This window comes from Klebsiella sp. CD33 (assembly GCF_051992865.1).
In the GTDB taxonomy this organism is placed as follows: domain Bacteria; phylum Pseudomonadota; class Gammaproteobacteria; order Enterobacterales; family Enterobacteriaceae; genus Klebsiella; species Klebsiella pneumoniae.
Genome location: NZ_CP197023.1, coordinates 1979696 through 1996009, shown reverse-complemented (window position 1 = coordinate 1996009; position 16314 = coordinate 1979696). Strand labels below are relative to the sequence as shown.

General features: G+C 59.4%; 16 protein-coding genes. 4 read left to right on the top strand and 12 right to left on the bottom strand.

The annotated features are described in order from the left end of the window. Positions 1-105: 105 nt before the first annotated feature. Positions 106-999: a LysR substrate-binding domain-containing protein gene (locus tag ACR809_RS09910; protein ID WP_004145473.1), complete on the top strand. Its 894-nt coding sequence runs from the start codon at positions 106-108 to the stop codon at positions 997-999. Between the two features lie 5 nt (positions 1000-1004). Here the strand turns inward: ACR809_RS09910 and ACR809_RS09905 are convergent, their stop codons facing one another. The 5 genes from ACR809_RS09905 to ACR809_RS09885 form a co-directional block, all read right to left on the bottom strand. Beyond that, positions 1005-1724, bottom strand: coding sequence for an ABC transporter ATP-binding protein (locus tag ACR809_RS09905; protein WP_004175491.1), 720 nt, complete (start codon positions 1722-1724; stop codon positions 1005-1007). Next, complete coding sequence (locus ACR809_RS09900; protein WP_004148803.1) at positions 1721-2596, bottom strand: ABC transporter ATP-binding protein; 876 nt, start codon at positions 2594-2596, stop codon at positions 1721-1723. Before ACR809_RS09900 ends, ACR809_RS09905 begins: the two co-directional genes overlap by 4 nt. Beyond that, a complete protein-coding gene (gene livM / locus ACR809_RS09895; RefSeq protein WP_004148804.1) occupies positions 2593-3879 on the bottom strand; it encodes a high-affinity branched-chain amino acid ABC transporter permease LivM in 1287 nt (428 codons plus the stop codon). The genes ACR809_RS09900 and livM overlap by 4 nt, the downstream gene beginning before the upstream one ends. Before the next feature lie 9 nt (positions 3880-3888). Then, positions 3889-4803: an ABC transporter permease subunit gene (locus ACR809_RS09890; protein ID WP_004175489.1), complete on the bottom strand. Its 915-nt coding sequence runs from the start codon at positions 4801-4803 to the stop codon at positions 3889-3891. Positions 4804-4912: 109 nt separating this feature from the next. Beyond that, positions 4913-5971 (bottom strand): branched-chain amino acid ABC transporter substrate-binding protein, encoded by a 1059-nt coding sequence (locus tag ACR809_RS09885; protein ID WP_162992572.1) that lies wholly within the window; start codon positions 5969-5971, stop codon positions 4913-4915. Positions 5972-6259: 288 nt separating this feature from the next. Here ACR809_RS09885 and ACR809_RS09880 point away from each other — a divergent pair, with 288 nt between their 5' ends. Beyond that, a complete protein-coding gene (locus ACR809_RS09880; protein WP_004225356.1) occupies positions 6260-6406 on the top strand; it encodes a hypothetical protein in 147 nt (48 codons plus the stop codon). A 51-nt stretch (positions 6407-6457) separates the two neighbouring features. On the opposite strand, the gene pflB is transcribed toward ACR809_RS09880, so the two are convergent. The 5 genes from pflB to tdcA form a co-directional block, all read right to left on the bottom strand. Next, entirely contained in the window at positions 6458-8752 is a 2295-nt protein-coding gene (pflB, locus tag ACR809_RS09875; protein WP_122051210.1) for a formate C-acetyltransferase, read from the bottom strand. 28 nt (positions 8753-8780) lie between these two features. Then, positions 8781-9989, bottom strand: a complete 1209-nt coding sequence (gene tdcD / locus ACR809_RS09870) for a propionate kinase (RefSeq protein ID WP_122051209.1) — start codon at positions 9987-9989, stop codon at positions 8781-8783. 27 nt (positions 9990-10016) lie between these two features. Next, positions 10017-11348: a threonine/serine transporter TdcC gene (tdcC, locus tag ACR809_RS09865; RefSeq protein ID WP_004200322.1), complete on the bottom strand. Its 1332-nt coding sequence runs from the start codon at positions 11346-11348 to the stop codon at positions 10017-10019. A 25-nt stretch (positions 11349-11373) separates the two neighbouring features. Further along, positions 11374-12363 (bottom strand): bifunctional threonine ammonia-lyase/L-serine ammonia-lyase TdcB, encoded by a 990-nt coding sequence (gene tdcB, locus ACR809_RS09860; protein WP_002910762.1) that lies wholly within the window; start codon positions 12361-12363, stop codon positions 11374-11376. Between the two features lie 93 nt (positions 12364-12456). Then, positions 12457-13398, bottom strand: a complete 942-nt coding sequence (gene tdcA, locus ACR809_RS09855) for a transcriptional regulator TdcA (RefSeq protein ID WP_117045281.1) — start codon at positions 13396-13398, stop codon at positions 12457-12459. 176 nt (positions 13399-13574) lie between these two features. On the opposite strand from tdcA, the gene ACR809_RS09850 reads away from it, so the two are divergent. Both ACR809_RS09850 and ACR809_RS09845 read left to right on the top strand, forming a co-directional pair. Further along, positions 13575-13718: a hypothetical protein gene (locus tag ACR809_RS09850; RefSeq protein ID WP_004148810.1), complete on the top strand. Its 144-nt coding sequence runs from the start codon at positions 13575-13577 to the stop codon at positions 13716-13718. A 297-nt stretch (positions 13719-14015) separates the two neighbouring features. After that, complete coding sequence (locus tag ACR809_RS09845; protein WP_004211068.1) at positions 14016-14138, top strand: nitrilotriacetate monooxygenase component A; 123 nt, start codon at positions 14016-14018, stop codon at positions 14136-14138. A 37-nt stretch (positions 14139-14175) separates the two neighbouring features. Here the strand turns inward: ACR809_RS09845 and ACR809_RS09840 are convergent, their stop codons facing one another. Together ACR809_RS09840 and ACR809_RS09835 are read right to left on the bottom strand one after the other, a co-directional pair. Next, a complete protein-coding gene (locus ACR809_RS09840; protein WP_004189318.1) occupies positions 14176-14976 on the bottom strand; it encodes a phosphate/phosphite/phosphonate ABC transporter substrate-binding protein in 801 nt (266 codons plus the stop codon). Continuing rightward, positions 14969-15949, bottom strand: a complete 981-nt coding sequence (locus ACR809_RS09835) for a fatty acid desaturase (protein WP_004200323.1) — start codon at positions 15947-15949, stop codon at positions 14969-14971. Before ACR809_RS09835 ends, ACR809_RS09840 begins: the two co-directional genes overlap by 8 nt. Between the last annotated feature and the right edge of the window lie 365 nt (positions 15950-16314).

The following is a 16314-nucleotide window of genomic DNA, read 5'->3' as shown; positions in this document are numbered from 1 at the left end:
TTTCCAAAAAATGTTAACACCTGTCGATAATTATGTTAATTGCATAGTTTCTATGCGCTATGCTAAAATTGCATAGCCTTTATTGCGTTTTTGAGGACTGGATCGGTGTTGGCAAATCTGGAAGTAAAATGGCTGTATGATGTGATTGCCCTCGAGGAGTCGCGCAGCTTTACCCTGGCGGCCAAAGCCCGCAACATCTCTCAGTCCTCGTTCAGTCGACGCATCCAGTCGCTGGAGGCTTCCCTCGGATTCAGCATCTTCGATCGTAGCGCCAACCCTCTGCAGCTGACCAACCGCGGGAAAATTTTTGTCGGCTATGCGCGAAATATGCTCGATGACATGGATTTTCAGATCAGCCGTATTAAAGGCTTAAATAACACTACCCAGAAAATAAGAATCGACGCCGCCCCTTCGCTGTCGGTGTTATTACTGCCGGAGATCATCGCCGGTTACACCGACCGTAAAAATAAGACTTTTCATGTTGAATCGATTAACGTCAACGACGCCGTATTTAACCTGAAAGAGGGAAAAAGCGATTTTATCCTCTCCTTCTATAATGAAGAATTAATGAACTATCCGTTTATTAATCATAAAATTTTTGATTCTTACCTGCACCTGGTCTCCCCCTGCGACGAACATGGCCGCCCGCTGTTTCATTTACATCGCGGCGTGCTGCCGCTGATGAAATACGCCAACGACAGCTATATGGGGCGCCAGGTGAACCAGGTGATCGACCGCACGCCGGAGATCACCTTCTCTCTCACCTTTGTTTCTTCCATGAGCGAGCTGCTCAAGCGCATGATCCTCAATGGCGACGGCGTGGGCTGGCTGCCGCAGTACTCCATTCAACGCGAGCTGGACGAAGGCCGGCTGACGATCCTCGATGAGAGCCTGTCGCTGCCGATCGGCGCCTGGCTCTACCGCTCCGGCTCGCGGCTTAACCAGGCCGCCGAACGTTTCTGGCAGCACATTAAAACCCGTAACGAACTGCGGGAATAACCCCCTCAGCCGCTGATCCCCAGATATGCCTTACGCACCTCCGGGTCGTTGAGCAGCGTCTGGCCGCTACCGCTCAGGCGGATCTGGCCGTTCACCATCACGTAGGCGCGGTCCGACAGGTTAAGGGCATGGCGGGCATTCTGCTCCACCAGAAACAGCGTCATCCCCTGGGCCGTCAGCTCGCGCAGGATCTGAAAAATCTGCTTCACCACCAGCGGCGCCAGCCCCAGGCTCGGCTCATCCAGCAGCAGCAGGCGCGGTCGGCTCATCAGCGCCCGGGCGATGGCCAGCATCTGCTGCTCGCCGCCGGAGAGGGTCATCGCCCGCTGTCCCCGCCGCTCTTCCAGCCGGGGGAACAGCTGGTACATTCGCGCCTTGTCCTCGGCCTGATAGCGGTTGCCAATGGCAATGGTCCCCATTAGCAGATTCTCCTCGACGGTCATATCGGGAAAGATGCGCCGCCCTTCCGGGGCCTGGGCGATGCCGTTGCTGGCGATAAAGTGGGTCGATTTCCGGCTGATCGCCTCCCCGCGATAGAAAATCTCCCCGCCGGCAATGCGCGGCTGGCCGAAGACCGACATCAGCAGCGTTGATTTACCGGCGCCGTTGGCGCCGATCAGCGCCACCGTCTCCCCCTCGTTGACGGTGAGGGAGACCTGCTTCAGGGCCTGGATCGGCCCGTAGAAGACATCCACCTCATTAAAGGCAAGCAAAGGCTGGCTCATCGGCGCGTCTCCTCTTCCTCAGCGCCAAGATAGGCGGCAATCACACTGGCGTTGGCCTGGATCGCCTGCGGCGCGCCGCGGGCGATGACGTCCCCGTGATCGAGGACGATGATATGATCCGAAATCTCCATCACCATCCCCATATCATGCTCGATCAGTAGCACCGTAATGCCGTGCTGCTGGCGCAGAAAGCGAATAATCCGGCTCAGCGCCTGGGTTTCCACCGGGTTGAGGCCGGCGGCCGGCTCGTCCAGACAGATCATCTCCGGACGGGTGCACATGGCGCGGGCGATCTCCAGCCGCCGCTGCTGTCCGTAGGAGAGGGTCCCCGCCAGACGGTTGGCGCAGTCCACCATCTCCACCACCTCCAGCCAGTAAAAAGCGCGATCCAGCGCCTGACTCTCCGCCTGCCGATACCCACGGGTATTGAGGATCCCGGCCAGCAGATGGCGGTTGACCTGGGTATGCTGGGCCACCAGCAGGTTCTCGATCACCGACATCTCGCGGAATAAACGTATATTCTGGAAGGTGCGCGCCAGGCCAGCGCGGTTCACCAGATGGGTGCCACCGAACATCTTGTAATAGATCCGCCTCCCCAGCTGCGCCGGGTGGAGAAAATCGTCCGGGTGAAGCTTCTGCCCCAGCACCTGAATAACATCGGTGACCTTTTCCCGCGCCCGCAGCACGATACTGCCCCCCGTCGCCCGATAAAAACCGGTCAGGCAGTTAAACACCGTGGTCTTGCCCGCGCCGTTGGGGCCTATCAGGGCGGTGATCGACCCCCGCTCCACCTCCAGATTGACATCATTCAGCGCTTTGATGCCGCCGAAATGCATCATCAGATGCTCAACGCGTAAGATGCTGTCGGTCATGGCGCGACTCCTTTTCGCAACGCAACCCCGCTGCGGCTGGTGCGCACCAGACCGCGCGGCCGCCAGATCATCATCATCACCATCAGCACGCCGAACAGCAGCACCCGATATTCGTCAAAACCGCGCAGCAGCTCCGGGGTGACCGTCAGAACAAACGCCGCCAGTACCACCCCCAGGGTGGAGCCCATTCCCCCAAGCACCACAATCGCCAGGATCAGCGCCGACTCAAAAAAGGTGAACGACGTCGGGTTAACAAACCCCTGATAGCTGGCGAAGAACACCCCGGCGATGCCGGCCGTCGACGCGCCGAGCATAAACGCCGAGAGCTTCACCAGCACGTGGTTGAGCCCCATCGCCCGACAGGCGATCTCATCCTCGCGCAGCGCCTCCCAGGCGCGGCCGATGGGCATCCGCGTCAGGCGATGCTTCACCAGCAGCACCAGCATCACCACCAGACACAGCACGGCGTAGAGAAAGATGAATTTCAGGTTGGGGTTGTAGCTGACGTGGAAAAACTCATGGATGGGGATGCCGCCATCTTTCGCCCGGCGGGTAAACTCGAGGCCAAACAGCGTGGGGGATGGCACCGGTACGCCGTTAGGGCCGCCGGTGAAGCTCACCCAGTTGTTGAGCACCAGGCGGATAATTTCGCCAAAGCCGAGGGTGACGATGGCCAGATAGTCGCCATGCATACGCAGCACCGGAAAGCCCAGCAACGCCCCGGCGAGAGCCGCCATCACCGCCCCCAGCGGCAGCATCGCCCAGAAGCCAAGTCCCAGGTACTGGTAGCCCAGCGCCAGGCCGTAGGCGCCGATGGCGTAAAACGCCACATAGCCCAGATCGAGCAGGCCCGCGAGGCCCACCACAATATTCAACCCCAGGCCAAGCAGAACGTAGATCAGCCCAAGAATGGCCACGGTCAGCAGATATTTTGTGGCGAGAAACGGAAAGACAATGGCCAGCCCCACCAGCAGCGGTATTATCCAGCGCAGCCGCGAGCGGTAGCCCGGCGGCCGGACGTACACCCCGTCATCCGCCCCCTCAAAGCGGGCAATAAAGGCTTTTCCCCTGTGGCTCTGCAGCAGCAGACTGAGCGCCAGCCTGCCGGCCATCACCACCGCCACCAGAATCGCCACCCGCGCAGGCGCGAGGGTAAAACCATACCCTTTGAGCACCACGCCGACGATCGGGCCAAAGACAATTAACGCGCAAAGGCCGGCCAGTACGCTGTCGATCAGCGCGTTTTGGATAGCCCGCGCAGGCTGGCGCGTAATTTCACCCATAAAGCCTCCTTAGACCTTGGCCACCAGCGGACGTCCCAGCAGCCCCTGCGGGCGAAAAATCAGGATCGCCACCAGCAGCGCAAAGGAAAAGACATCTTTGTAATCCGAATTCACCAGCCCGGCGAACTGGGCTTCGGCCACCCCAAGCAGCAGACCACCCAGCATCGCGCCAGGCAGCGAGCCGATCCCGCCCAGCACCGCGGCGGTGAAGGCTTTGATGCCGATAATAAATCCGATATAGAAGTCGAAGGTGCCGTAGTTCATGGTCACCAGCACGCCGGCCAGACCGGCCATCGCCGCGCCGATGACAAACACCAGGGAGATCACCCGGTCGGTATTGATGCCAAGGATCGCCGCCATGCGCCGGTCCTGCTGGGTGGCGCGGCAGATGCGCCCCAGCCGGGTATACTGAATAATCCAGGTCAGGATAAGCATCCCCACCAGCGCCGCGACGAGAATAAACACCTTGGTCCAGGTGATCTGCACCACCCCATCGCCCACCGTCATGCGCAACGCGCCGCTAAGCAGCGTCGGGATCCCCTGCTGGTTCGGCCCCTGGCTCAGCTGGACATAGTTCTGCAGGATCAGCGACATCCCGATAGCCGAGATCAGCGGCGCCAGCCGCGTCGAGTTGCGCAGCGGCCGGTAGGCGATGCGCTCGATCGCCCAGCCGTATACGCCGGTGACCACGATGGTGAACACCAGGGTGGCGAAAATCAGCAGCGGAAAGGAGTGGATCCCGAAGAAAGAGAGCAGCGCCAGGCCGATGGCGCACAGGTAGGCGGAGACCATATACACCTCGCCGTGGGCGAAGTTGATCATGCCGATGATCCCATACACCATGGTGTAGCCGATGGCGATTAAGCCGTACACCGCGCCCAGCGTCAGCCCATTGATCAGTTGTTGCAGAAAAAACGCCGTCATAGCCCCTCCAGCCGCCAGGCAGACGGCCGCCGGGTTCCGTTCCCGGTCAACCGCCGTCATGTGACAATTCGCAAGTCAAAAGGACAGAGCGTCCTCAGGTCGTGGCCGATCAGAGCTGGTGATATTTGCCCTTGTCGTCCCACTGATAGACCACGTAGTCGGACACCTTGAGGTCGCCTTTGCCATCCCAGGCTTTCTTGCCCATCACCGTCTCGACGTCGTGGCTCTTCAGCCAGTCGCTGGCTTTGGCGTTATCGATACCGACGGCGTTCCAGGCCGCGGCGATAGCCTGAATAGAGACGTAGGCGTAGAGGGTATAACCTTCCGGCTCAAAGCCGCTGGCGCGGAACTTCTCGATCACCGCTTTGCCGTCCGGGAGGGTGCGCGGATCCTGACCAAAGGTCATCAGCACGCCGTTGGTGAACTGCGGCCCGCCGGCGGCCGTGACCAGCTCCTCGGTGACGATACAGTCGCCGGAGAAGAATTTGGCCTGCACCCCCTGCTCGCGCATCTGGCGCACCAGCGGGCCCGCTTCCGGATGGCAGCCGCCAAAGTAGACCACGTCCGGCTTGAGGGCGCCGATCTTGGTCACCAGGGCGTTAAAGTCTTTTTCACCGCGGGAAAGGCCTTCGTACAACACTTCTTTGGTACCCCGCTTCGCCAGCGCCGCGCGGGTGGCATCGGCCAGCCCCTGACCATAGGTGTCTTTATCGTGGATGACGGCGATTTTCTTCGCCTTCAGCACGTCCAGCATATACTTGGCGGCGATCGCCCCCTGCTGATCGTCACGACCACACATACGGAAGAGATCTTTCATGCCGCGCTCGGTGATCTGTGGGTTGGTCGAGCCGGGGGTAATGGTCAGGATCCCGGCTTCGTCATATATCTCGGAGGCCGGCATCGTTGAGGAAGAGCAAAAGTGCCCCACCACGGCGGAGACTTTCGCTTCATCCACCAGCCGGTTGGCCACCGCCACCGCCTGCTTCGGTTCGCACGCGTCATCCCCCTGCACCAGCACAATCTTTTCGCCTTTGATGCCGCCGGCGGCATTGATATCGGCCACCGCCTGCGAGGCCCCTTTCCAGTACTGGGCGCCGTAGGTGGCGTTGGGTCCGGTAAAGGGCCCGGCGACGCCGATCTTCACGTCTGCCTGGGCGTAAAAGGCCATGCTCATACAACCTGCTATCACAACATGAAGCGTCATTGTTTTCAGTTTCAAAGACATTCGGATATTCCTCAGCGATGTAAAGCCTGGCGTCATGGAATGACGCAGAAAATATCACTTACCGTGTGGTGCCGACGTTGGCGCAGCGCCAGGACGGCCAGGGTGGAAGAAGCAAAAATCCCGCCAGGAAGGAGTGGAACACCGGAGAACAGTCGCCCCGGTCGGTACGCACGCGACGGCAACCCGTGCCGCATCGGCAAGGGCGCATTCCCTTTCAGGTCAGGAGATCGGTTGCCATCACGTGGCGAGCCGGACAACGCGGTATCCGTACCGGCCCGTGAGCTAAACATAGATGCAGTTAGCGGTCGCTGCGCGCCGGCGTGGTGCAAAAATGCGAATATGATCAACAGTGGTGATTATTTTGTTGCGGTAATGTGAAGATGATAACAGGAGAGCCCAATAAAGGCTCTCCTGTGGCCCGGTGGCCGCTCAGAGTTGGCTGGTGAACGTTCGGGAGATCACATCCTGCTGCTGTTCGCGGGTCAGCGCGTTAAAGCGGACCGCATAGCCGGAGACGCGGATCGTCAGATTCGGATACTGCTCCGGGTGTTCTATCGCATCGAGCAGCTTTTCCCGGTTCAGTACATTGACGTTGAGATGCTGTCCCCCCTCCACCGTCTCCTCGTGATGGAAGTAGCCGTCCAGCAGGCCCACCAGGTTGTTTTCCTGCGCCGACGGGGCTTTGCCGAGGGCCGCCGGCACGATGGAGAAGGTATACGAGATGCCATCTTTGGCGTAGGTAAACGGCAGTTTCGCCACCGAGGTCAGCGACGCCACCGCCCCTTTCCGGTCGCGGCCATGCATCGGATTGGCCCCCGGGGCGAACGGCGTCCCCGCCCGACGTCCGTCCGGCGTATTGCCGGTTTTCTGGCCGTATACCACGTTGGAGGTGATGGTCAGGATCGACTGGGTCGGCACCGCCTGACGCCAGGTGGGGAGCGCCTGAATTTTGCGCATAAAGCGCTCCACCAGGTCGCAGGCGATGGCATCGACCCGATCGTCGTTGTTGCCGTACTGCGGATAGTCGCCTTCAATGACAAAGTCCACCGCCAGCCCGTGGTGATCGCGCACCGGCTTCACCCGGGCGTACTTTATCGCCGACAGCGAATCCGCCGCCACCGACAGGCCGGCGATGCCGCAGGCCATCGTGCGGTAGACGTCGCGATCGTGCAGCGCCATCAGCGCCGCCTCGTAGCTGTACTTATCATGCATGCAATGGATGATGTTCAGCGCGCTGATGTACTGCACCGCCAGCCAGTCCATAAAGTGGTCGAGGCTGGCCATCACGGTGTCGTAGTCCAGCACCTCATCACGCAGAGGGTCGGTTTTCGGCCCCACCTGAATCTTTAGTTTCTCATCCACCCCGCCGTTAATCGCGTAGAGCAGCGTTTTGGCGAGATTGGCGCGGGCGCCGAAGAACTGCATCTGCTTGCCGATCACCATCGGGCTGACGCAGCAGGCGATGGCGTAGTCGTCGCTGTGAAAATCGCTGCGCATCAGATCGTCGTTCTCATACTGCAGCGACGAGGTGGCGATAGAGACCCGGGCGGCATATTTTTTAAACGCCGCCGGCAGCGCTTGCGACCAGAGCACGGTCAGGTTCGGCTCCGGCGCCGGGCCCATGGTGTGCAGAGTATGCAGATAGCGGAAGGTGGTTTTGCTGACCAGGGTGCGACCATCCAGCCCCATGCCGCCCAGCACCTCCGTCGCCCAGATGGGATCCCCGGAGAACAGCGAATCAAATTCCGGGGTGCGCAGGAAACGCACCATGCGGATCTTCATGATGAAGTGGTCAATGAGCTCCTGGGCCTGCTCCTCATTCAATAAACCGGCGCGCAGATCGCGTTCGATATAGATGTCGAGGAAGGTGGCCGTGCGCCCCAGCGACATGGCGCCGCCGTTCTGCGACTTCACCGCCGCCAGGTAGGCGAAGTAGAGCCACTGCACCGCCTCCCGGGCAGTGCGCGCCGGGTGAGAGATATCGCAGCCGTAGCGGGCCGCCATCTCCTGCATCTGCAGCAGCGCGCGCCGCTGTTCGGCCAGCTCTTCGCGCAGGCGCAGGGTGGCCTCCAGCGCCTCGCCGCGCTCAAGGGCCGGCTGCAGGTCGGCAAACTGCAGCTCACGTTCGCGGACCAGATAGCGAATGCCGTACAGCGCCACGCGGCGGTAATCGCCGATGATCCGTCCGCGGCCATAGCCGTCCGGTAGCCCGGTCAGCACCCCGGATTTGCGGCAGCGCAGCATATCCGGGGAATAGACGTCAAAAACGCCCTGATTGTGGGTCTTACGCAGCGCCGTAAACTGATACTCAAAGTCAGGATCCATTTCGCGACCATAGGCCTCGAAGGCGCTTTTGATCATCTTGATGCCGCCAAAAGGATGCAGGGCGCGCTTCAGCGGCTGGTCCGTTTGCAGGCCGACGATCTTTTCCAGCGGCTGGTTGATATAGCCCGCCGCGTGGGCGGTGATGGAGGTGGCGACATTGGTGTCGAAATCCACCGGCGCATGGGTGGCGTTCTCGACGCGGATCCCGGCCATCACCTGCTCCCAGAGGGCGGTGGTCGCTGGCGTCGCGTCGGCGAGGAAAGACTCATCGCCCTCGTAAGGGGTGTAGTTATGCTGAATAAAGTCGCGAACGTCGATCTGCGTTTGCCACGCCGTACCGCGAAAGCCCAGCCAGGCGTCAGCGTATCGTACATCCTGGGTATCGATATCTAGTTTCATGAACATCGTCTCTCTACAGAATAAAAAGTCAGGCCAGCGCCGCCGCGGTGTGGATCCGGCCTAAGCGGATCGCATCGAGGGCAATCATGCGCTCTTCATTGGTAGGAATAACCGCGCAGCGCACCCGGCTGCCGTCGGCGGAGATCAGGCGCTCGCCGGCCGAATTGGGCTGCTGATTGCGGGCGGCGTCCATCGCAAGGCCAAAGACCCTCAGCCGCTCGCTCACCAGCCGACGGATCAGCACCGAGTTCTCGCCAATCCCGCCGGTGAAAATAATGCCGTCGAGACGCTGCAGCGCCGCGGCGTGGCCGGCAATATGGCGGGCGATACGATGGACAAAGGTTTTAATCGCCAGGCGGGCGCGGGCATGGCCCTCATGCCACGCCTGCTCCAGCACCCGCAGGTCGGAGGAAAGACCGGAGATCCCCAGCAGGCCGGAGGCGGTGTTGGCTACCCGCTCCAGGTCGCTGAGGGTCTGCCGGGTTTCCCCGGCAATCCACGCCATGGCGCCGAAGTCGACATCGCCGCTGCGGGTGCCCATCATCAGCCCCTCCAGCGGCGTCATCCCCATCGAGGTGTCCACGCTGCGGCCGTTACGCACCGCGCAGATCGAGGCGCCATTGCCCAGGTGGGCGATCACCAGGCCGCTCTCCTGCTCCGGCAACCCGAGCAGCGCCAGGGCGCGCTGGGACACATAGCGGTGCGAGGTGCCGTGGAAACCGTAGCGGCGTACCCCGAGATTCTGGTAATACTCCCACGGCAGACCATAGAGAAAAGCTTCCGGGGCCAGGGTCTGGTGAAAGCTGGTATCAAAGACCGCCACCTGCATCACCTCCGGGAACAGCCGCTGCGCCGAGGCGATGCCGCTGAGACTGGCGTAGTTATGCAGCGGGGCCAGGGACGATACCTGGCGAATGTTATTGATAACCTCCTCGCTAATAATGACCGACTCGGTGAACAGGTCGCCGCCGTGGGCGACGCGGTGGCCAATCAGGGCCACGCTGTCGATGAGGTCGCGTTGGGCTAATGCTCCGGCAATCGCCTGCAGGGCGCCTTCGTAGCCGCGCTGCGCCAGCGCCACCGGCTCGCCGCCGTTGAGCGAGAGAGACGCCCGTTCCGCGTTGATGCCCTCGGCCACGCCGTTGAGCAGGCAGTCGCAGCTGGCGGCGTCCAGGACGGAAAATTTGATTGACGACGAGCCGCAGTTAATCACCAGTACTACCGGAAATTCAGTCATGTTGTACTCCGCGTGGCCTGAGCCGGATTAGAACAGTTTGTAAACGATGTTGAGGATGGTCAGCAGACCAATGGCGGTCACAAAGAGGTTATCGAGACGGCCACGGTATTTGGCCAGCGAAGGCGCTTTACGAATGGCGTACATCGGCAGCAGGCACAGCAGCGAGGCGATAATCGGCGCGCCCATGGCCTCAATCAGGTCGAGGATATTGGGGTTAGCATAGGCCACCACCCAGGTCGAGCCCATGATGAACACCATGCTCAGGGTATTGAGCTTGCCGCTGGAGACCCGGGTTTTATCCCCTTTATAGCCAAAGCGCAGGATCAGACCGTTCAGCCCCTCGAGCGTGCCGAGATAGTGGCCGAAAAACGATTTGAAGATGGCCACCAGGGCGATGATCGACGCGCCATACTCCAGCAGGGTGGCAAAGGTGGATTTGGTGCCCGACATCGAGGCAAAGTGGTTCGCCAGATAGGAGAGCACCGGGATATTCTGCGCCTTGGCGTCCGCCATGTTCTGCGGTGAGAGGGTAAACAGGCAGCTGAAGGCGAAGAACATCACCACCGCCACCATCAGCATGCTGGCCCGGGAGATGATCTGGGAGCATTTGCGTTCGGTATACTCGCGGCCAAACTGCGCTTCATACTCTTCGCGTTTGGAGACCACAAACGAGGAGACGATCGGCGAGAAGTTGAAGGAGAACACCATGATGGAGATGCCCAGCCATACCGTCACCAGAATGCCGTCGTGACCGGTTAAGGCGATATCGCTGAGGTTGACCTGGTCAATCACCGCGCTATTCCAGTAGGGGATCAGGGACAGGGAGATCACCACCAGGCTGGCGATAAACGGCCACACCAGATAGCTCATCACCTTGACCATCAGGTCTTTACCAAACCAGATGACAAACGCCATCAGCAGCAGCAGGAGCAGCGCCACCACCCCGCGGTTGAGAGCCGGCATCTGCAGCTGGTTCTCCCAGAAAGTCATAAAGGTATTGGTGATCGTGACGCCATAAATCCACAGCAGTGGGCAGATGGCGAAGAAGTACAGAAAGGTGATCACCACCCCGCCGGTTTTGCCAAAATGCTCTTCCACCGTTTCGGTGATATTGCCGGAGGGGTTAGCCCCCGACAGGCATAGCCGGGCCAGCGCCCGATGGCAATAAAAGGCGATGGGATAGGCCAGCACCAGCATCACCAGGATCGGGATCAGCCCGCCGAAGCCGGCGCGGATCGGGAAAAACAGCACCCCGGCGCCGATAGCGGTGCCAAACAGGCCCAGGGTCCAGGTGGTGTCAGATTTACGCCAGGACGAAAGGCTTGTCTGGCTGGATGCAATGCTCTCAGTCGTACTCATATCCTGTCCTCACTTATGTATTGAATTAAGCGTCAACAAAACCGGTAATTTGCGATACCCGGGAGAGATCGATATTGCCCCCGGAAATCAGGCTGACCGTTTTGCGGTTCTGGATATAGCTGTCGAGTTTGCCGCTTAATAACGCGGCGCAGGCTAACGCCCCGGCCCCTTCGGTGATCACTTTATTGCGCTGAATTAAGGCGACCATGCTCTGGCGAATGTCGTCCTCACTCACCAGGACGATGTCATCCACCAGCTGGCGGGCGATTTCATAGGTCAGTTTCCCCGGGCGGGCGACGTCGCAACCATCGGCTAAGGTGCCGGCGTGGCGATGGCTGGTGATTTCCCCGGCATACCAGGAGGCGGCCATGCCGTGAACATTCTCCGACTGCACGCCGATAATGCGGATTGTCGGGTTAATGGATTTAATCGCAATCGCGATACCGGCAATTAAGCCGCCGCCGCCAATGGGCACGATGACATTATCCACGTCATACAGATCTTCTAATATTTCGAGTCCAATCGTCCCCTGCCCGGCGATAACCTGCGGGTCGTCATAGGGGGGAATAAAAATGCGGCCCTCAAGTTCAACAATATCGCTGGCTTTGGCAAGGGTATCGTTAAAGTTATCGCCATGTAGCACCACTTCCGCCGAATAATCACAGGTGGCGGCAACTTTCGATTTCGGCGCCCCTTTCGGCATCACTACTTTCCCGTCAATGCCTAGCATGGCGCAGGAGAGCGAGACGCCCTGGGCGTGGTTGCCCGCTGAGCAGGCCACCACCCCTTTGCGTTTTTCCGCCGCGGTTAAACCGCACAGTTTATTAAAGGCGCCGCGAATTTTAAATGAACCCGTGCGCTGCATATTTTCGAATTTAAGAAATATTTCGCCCTGGCAGCGCTCGCTAAAATAATTCGAACGGGGCATGCCTGTTTTATATATTTTTCCCGCGAGGCGTTGTTTCGCTTCGAGAATATCGTCAATAGATACCGGAAGATCGTAGGTAATATGCATTATGGCCTCTGTATCTTAATATAAAGTCAATGACCGGGCGTCATCCTGCTGATAACAGCGAGGACGTGTGTTGGATTATTTAACGACTTTCAGTTACGCAATAATTTGTAATGGCTGCCAGTGGCGGTTGCCCTGCCCCGAGGAATAGTGTTTCGCCATCTCCACCAGCGACGCCGCGGCGGTTTTTAACCGGTAATTTTTCGACCATACCGCCGCATAGCGCGCCACCGGCAAGGCCTCTTTAATGGGGATGGTGACAAACTGGCTCGAGCCAAACGGCGTGGTCATGTCGCAGGGGATCACCGTCAGAAAATCGGCATTGAGCACCAGGTTATAGATCGTCACCACCGAATCGGTATTAACGATATTTTCACGGCGGATACCGCTGCGCTGCAGGGTGGTCAGCAGTTCGCTGTAGTAGCCCATATTGGTCTCCGGCAGCACCCACTGCTCGTGCTGGAGCGAGGCCAGGCGGACGGTGCCGTTGCCGATCCGCGCCCGGTTCGCCACCAGCACAAACTCAGACTCAAACAGCGGCTCGACGTGCAGGTCCTGCAGTTTCATCTCATCGCTCAGCGTCCCGATGGCGAAGTCGAGGCGCCCGTCGCGGATTGCCGGCAAAAAGGCGGAGAGCTGCGCCTCATACATCGAGACCCGCGCCTTCGGGAAAGTCATTTTAAACTGATGCACCATCTCCGACATAAAGGTAAACCCGACCAGCGAAGGGAAACCAAAGGAGACATCCACCACCGCGCTGTTGGTCAGAGCATTCATTTCATTGACCATATTTTTCATTTCACGGGTGATCGCTTCTGACCAGTTGAGAAATACCTGCCCGGCCTCGGTGAGCGAGACGCCAGTATTTCGCCGGACGATTAATTCGCTGCCAAAATAACTCTCCATGTCGCCAATAATTTTACTGACCGCCGGCTGAGTGAGTCCTAACGCTTTTGCTCCGGCCCCGATTGACCCGCTGCGGATCACTTCCTGGAAAACTACCAGATGCTGTGTTTTAGGCAGAGAAAAATTATTCATCACGTCTCACTTTCATTCCTTTGTTGACGGCGGAAAGTGTAACAAATCGCAATTGCCGGGTTATGTGAGAGCTCTCACAAAGGCTCCGCCGCGGCGGATAAGCAGGATCCACGAGTCAGAATAAGTAAAGTAAAATCAATATATTAAAAGCATCATGAACGCTATTTGCGCGCCTTTTGCCGTGGCCGAATGCGGGGATAAAAATAATTGATGGCGATAACATCGACGGCGAAATGGCGATAAAAAATACGTCTTTTGTACGTTATTCGACCCGCGCTATCAGGGTGAGAAGAAAGCCGAAAATTAAATTAATGCTGTAAAGAATAAAAAGCAGACGTAATAAACGCCATTATTTAACGACAAGCTGGTCGGGCATCACATTTTATCCCCGGCGGTTGGGGAAAATGCACGGTCATTATTTACACCAAAGAAACATTAAATTCACAATTTTTCTTTTGGGTCGCGATAGGCAGCGATCTTTTTTCCGCCATAGCGCAGTTGGTCATACTTTGATTAAAATCAACCCTGGTAATTTATCTTTTACGACGGCCATTGGAGAGTCATTTGTGTTGCCGATCACAAATCCATAAAACAACGACCCGGCCTATCGTGAAGAGATGATCCCGCGGCTGCGCCAGCAGCTTAACGAGCAGCTGATGAGCGACCAGATGGCTGTCGACCTGCTCTCTTCCTATCTGCGAATGGATCTCAGCGCCCAGCCGTGGGACCAGCCGCTATAGCCCGCCCCGGCGCAGATCGCTGGCCCGGGCATTTCGCCTATAGCTGGCTGACCCCCAGCGCCGCGGCCTCATCCCGCCACGCCAGCAGCGGCGCATAGGCCTCCCGCGACATATCGCTATAGCCGCAGATCAGCAAGGCGTCGCACAGGGAACGATAGCGATCATCGCTTACCAGCTGCTGGAGCGCCTCGCGCAGGCTATTCAGCGTTGCCGCCGGGGTGGCGCCGGCGGTGATCAGCGGCAGCCCTGGCGCGGCCGGGCTCCAGCCGATCGCCACCAGGCCAGCCAGAGCCTGCGGCTGATGGCGCTGCAGCAGAGCGTAGGTCACGCAGTCGATGGCGGCGATATCGGCGTTTTCCTGCTGCAGTTCGCGCAGCGATTGCCGATGGCTGCCGCTGAACATCACCGCTGAAAAAAAACGCCCCTCCCGGGAGAGCGGCGCGACCATTTTACGCAGTACGTTGTAGCCGGACTGCGAGTGCTCGGCATTGCACACCGCCCGACGGCCAAAAAAGTCCCCCAGCATCCGGTGACTATCCGCTTCGCGGACCACCAGCAGGCTGCGATAGCGGCGCCCTTCGCAACCGGGCGCAGCGTAGTGGAAGCAGCCCACCGTCTGCACCTCCGGCAATTGGGTCACCAGCGGGTAGCCACAGGTCTGGCTCAGCAACAGCGTCGGCTGGCGCCAGTGAGCCAGCAGATCCCCGGGGTCAGCCGCCGGAGGGTCCCCCGCCACCATCACGCCGCGTTCGTCCAGCAGCGACTGCACCGCCTGCCACAGGGCCTGGGTCTGTTGGCGGTGGATGGCATACATCGGAAAAGTCATGCGTTCAGCCATGTTCTCCTCCCGCCTGCTCGCCAAAGCCCGGATGGGCGTTCACCGCCACCGCCCGGCGGCTAAAATGGCGTCGCCACTCGCCGTACCCGCGCACCAGGAACCCCTGATTACGCTGCAGATACGCCGCCTGGCGATGCAGATACAGTTGACGTAAAGCGTACCAGGGGACCCCTGGCAGATCATGATGCACCGCATGGTAGTTGAGATTGAGGAACAGCGCCCGCCAGGGGAGCCCGGCCTCGTTGATCACCGAGCGGGCCAGCGGGTCATCCGCGGCGCGGTGTTCGAGAAAAGAGCGTACTTTGGTCAGGGCCAGCGCCGGGTAGCTCACCGCCAGCACAAACCACAGCGGAGAAAAACCCTGCGCCGCCATCCAGGTCAGCAGGCCCGTCAGCAGCAACAGATGCAGACTCCACATGGCGATAGCGCGGCGGTCGCCCTCGTGGAAAGCCCGCAGCGCGCTGTTCAGGGTGTGAATAATATCCATCATCGGCGCCAGCAGCAGACGCCCCCAGAAGGTGTTGCGCAGGTGGATAAGGCGGCGCTGCCAGGCTGAGAAGCGCTGCCAGCTTTCCGCCGTTACGTAGTACGATTCGGGGTCATCCTCAGGGTGCGTCAGCAGATGGTTGCGATGGTGCGCCAGGTGGCTGTCGCGGTAGACGCCATAGGGATACCAGACCGCCAGCGGCAGCGTCCCCAACAGCTGGTTAAACCATGCCAGCCGGGTGGGATGCCCATGGATCAGCTCATGCTGTAAGGACATATACCAGGCGGTAAACCAGATCAACAGCAGCGTGGCCGGAAACAGTCCCAGCGTCCGCCAGCCCGCCACGCAGGCAAACCAGCCGCCGTAAACCGTCACAATCAGCAGCCAGGTCGGCAGCTCGCTGCGCCACAGCCAGCTGCGCGCCAGCTGGCGGATCAGGATGCGCTGTTGGTCATCCACATAGACAGCCGTCTTCTTTTCCGTCACTTCCGATACCTTGCCGTGTTGCCTCATTCCCACCGAAGATGTGAGATAACACGTTAAATAACAAAGTATTTAATTGACTTAGCTTTGCCAAAAAGCACGTTTGTGTTCAACAGGGCAAAGAGAATACCGTCCATGGCGCAACAGGTTGGCGGTGTTTAAACAGGTCCATCGCCCGGCGGCGCTGCGCTTGCCGGGCCTACGGGATAACCCCTCCCCGGGCCATCCAGGCCGGTGCAGGCGCAGCGCCGTCGGACAAGAACAGCGGCGTCGCTTTTGTGCCGGGCGGCGGCTGCGCCTTGCCCGGCCTACGATGCGTGCTGCCTGTCGTTAATTTTTTTACCGCTGTTGCTGAAATTTTACCGCCA